A 2640-nucleotide genomic window follows, 5' to 3' on the forward strand; every position below is an offset into this window, starting at 1 on the left:
GAAGCGGGCAGTGACGAAGCGGGCAGTGACACGGAAAGGACAGTGACATGGCCACAGCAGCCTTGATCACGTGGATCATCACGGCGGGGTTCGGCTTTTTCATGCTGAGCACGTGGCTCTCCCATGGCGGCGCCAGAGCCGGTAGCGGTGCCGGGAACGCAGGTGCGGCAACGCACTTCCCGCCGGCAGCCGTGTTCGCCCACGCGCTGCTCGCGGCCGCGGGCCTCGTCGTGTGGATCATCTACCTCCTGGGCAACAGCCGCACGCTGGCGTGGGTGGCCTTCGCCGACCTGGTCGTCGTCGCCGGCATCGGCGACGTGCTCGTCCTGCGCTGGCGCAAGGACCGCGTCGGCGCCCCGCCGGCCGCAGGCGTGCGGACCGGCCGACGAGGGGCCGAGGGGTCGGCGGACTCGACCTCCCGGGGGACGTCGGGGGTGGCGTTGGCCGAGCAACGCATCCCCACCGCGGCGGTCGTCGCGCACGGCATCTTCGCCGTCACGACGGTCGTGCTCGTCCTGGTGACCGCCCTTCGGGCGGGGAGCGGCTGAGCCGCGGGATCAGCGGTTGCGACGCGGCCTGATCCGGGCGTTGGGCAGGGCGGGCGCCGGCAGCCGTCGCACGGCGCCGCCGTAGCCCTCTACCCGCCCGAACCGGTCCGACTCCGCCTGCCAGGCCTCGCGGAAGGCGACGATCTCCTCGTGGCTGCGCCCGACGAAGTTCCACCACATGACGATGTCCTCCTCGAAGGGCGCGCCTCCGAGGAGGAGCAGTCGAGACGGACCGTCCGCCTGGTTGGCCAGGGTCAGCGTCGGCGTGCCGGCCGGCACGTAGCCGAGCTGGGCCGGCTCGAGCCGCGTGCCGGTCAGGGTGACGGCGCCCTCGTCGACGAGGACGCCGTGCTCGAACCCGGGGTCGACGTCGAGGCGCAGCACGGCTCCGGCGTCGAGGACGATCTCCGCCCCGAGCAGCGGGCTGAACGTCGCGACCGGCGACGTGCTGCCCTGGAGGCTGCCGAGGAAGACGCGGCTCACCGCGCCGTCTCCGCGGACCGGTTCGGGGACGTGGTGCTGGAACCCGCGCCCGGCGTCCCGGTGGGCGCCCGGCAGGGCCACCCAGAGCTGCACCCCGTGCAGCACGCGCGTGTCCGGCGTGGAGACCTCGGAGTGGCAGATGCCATGGCCACCGGTCATGAGGTTGAGCTCCCCCGGCCGGACCCTGGCGTGGACGCCGTGGCTGTCGCGGTGCTCGATCTCGCCGCTGAAGAGCCAGCTGACGGTCTGCAGCCCCGTGTGGGGATGGGGGGCGACGTCCATCCCGCCCGTCACCGAAACGTCGTCGGGGCCATAGTGGTCGGCGAAGCACCAGGCCCCGATGAGGGACCGGGCCCGCTGCGGCAGCGTGCGGCGCACGGTCATCGCGCGCGGGCCACCGAGCGGCACGTCCCGGGCGGTGAGGACCTGGACGGCGGACGCCCCGTCCGCGGCGTCCGCCTCGGCCGGGCCGCACCACTGCTCAACGGGGTTGGCCTCGGGGTTCGTCATCGGCCGTGATCCTTCCCGTGCGGGACCTGCCCTAGCATCGGACCATGCTAGAGCGGCACGGACCAGCCACCGCGGACGGGACCTCGCGTGGCCAGTGAGGGCGGCGGCGCGGAGGCGCCCGTCGTCGTCCGGGACGACCGGGCGCAGTCGCGCTACGAGGTGTATGCCGGTGACGACCTCGCGGGGTTCCTGCAGTACGAGCTCGGCTCGGGCCGAATCGCCTTGGTGCACACGGAGGTGAAGCCGGCCTACGGCGGCCGAGGGCTCGCCGCGCGGGTGGTCACCGAGGCGCTCGACGACGCCCGGGCCCGCGCTCTGGCGGTCCTGCCGTTCTGCCCCTACGTCCGGCGCTTCCTCTCCACGCACCGCGACTACGTCGACCTCGTGCCCGAGCCGCGCCGGAAGGCGTTCGGCCTGTAGCCCGACGTGGCTCCGAGCGTGGTCCAATCCGATCCGGTGGCGGCGCCGAACCCCCCGTGGAGATGGTCACCCGACCCCGCCCGGCGTGCCTCGACACCGGACGGTCGTCTCCTCGTCAAGGAGGAAGCACCATGCGCATGACATCCACCCGTATCGCCGGCGCCACCCTGGCCACGGCTGCCGCCATGGCGCTCAGCGTCGGGCCCGCCTTCGCGGCGGACGGCGCCGTGAACGCGAACCTGAGACCCGTCGCCGGAAACGGTGTCAACGGCAGCGGCACCGCGATGGTCGACGTGAGCGGCACCACCATCACGGTCACCATGGCCGCGAACGGCCTGCTGCCCGACCAGCCGCACGCGGCCCACATCCACTTCGGCGCGGACGCCCGCCACGAGTGCCCCGTGCTGTCCGACGACGCGAACGGCGACGGCCACCTCACCACCAGCGAGGGGGCGCCGGCATACGGCCCCGTCGTCGTCTCCCTGACCAAGAGCGGTGACACGAGCCCGAAGAGCGGCCTCGCGGTCGACCGCTTCGACACCGCGCCCGGGGGCAACCTGTCCTACGAGCGGGGCAGCATCACCGTCTCCTCCGAGGTCGCCTCGGCGATCGCGGACGGCCAGGCCGTCGTCGTCGTCCACGGCGTCGACTACGACAAGGACGGCAAGTACGGCGGCTC

The 2640-nt window shown here is 73.2% G+C and carries 4 protein-coding genes; 3 read left to right on the plus strand and 1 reads right to left on the minus strand.

What is annotated here, in order from left to right; all coding sequences use genetic code 11:
- Window positions 1–47 precede the first annotated feature (47 nt).
- Window positions 48–548 carry a hypothetical protein gene (locus VFJ94_RS10495; RefSeq protein ID WP_325004156.1) on the plus strand — a complete coding sequence of 167 codons (501 nt, stop codon included), beginning with the start codon at window positions 48–50 and terminating at the stop codon, window positions 546–548.
- Window positions 549–557: 9 nt separating this feature from the next.
- Here the strand turns inward: VFJ94_RS10495 and VFJ94_RS10500 are convergent, their stop codons facing one another.
- Entirely contained in the window at window positions 558–1541 is a 984-nt protein-coding gene (locus VFJ94_RS10500) for a pirin family protein (protein ID WP_325004157.1), read from the minus strand.
- Between the two features lie 87 nt (window positions 1542–1628).
- Between VFJ94_RS10500 and VFJ94_RS10505 the strand changes: the two genes are divergently transcribed.
- A complete protein-coding gene (locus VFJ94_RS10505) occupies window positions 1629–1961 on the plus strand; it encodes a GNAT family N-acetyltransferase (protein WP_325004158.1) in 333 nt (110 codons plus the stop codon).
- 137 nt (window positions 1962–2098) lie between these two features.
- Window positions 2099–2640 (plus strand): CHRD domain-containing protein (locus tag VFJ94_RS10510; RefSeq protein ID WP_325004159.1); only part of this gene is annotated, 542 nt, incomplete at its 3' end.

The organism is Intrasporangium sp. (genome assembly GCF_035688975.1).
Lineage (GTDB): Bacteria > Actinomycetota > Actinomycetes > Actinomycetales > Dermatophilaceae > CALMNV01.

Bases quoted from the DNA above. Each gene is read 5' to 3' on its own strand.
- VFJ94_RS10500 (WP_325004157.1), bottom strand. From the start codon at position 1,541: ATGACGAACCCCGAGGCCAACCCCGTTGAGCAGTGGTGCGGCCCGGCC.
- VFJ94_RS10495 (WP_325004156.1), top strand. From the start codon at position 48: ATGGCCACAGCAGCCTTGATCACGTGGATCATCACGGCGGGGTTCGGC.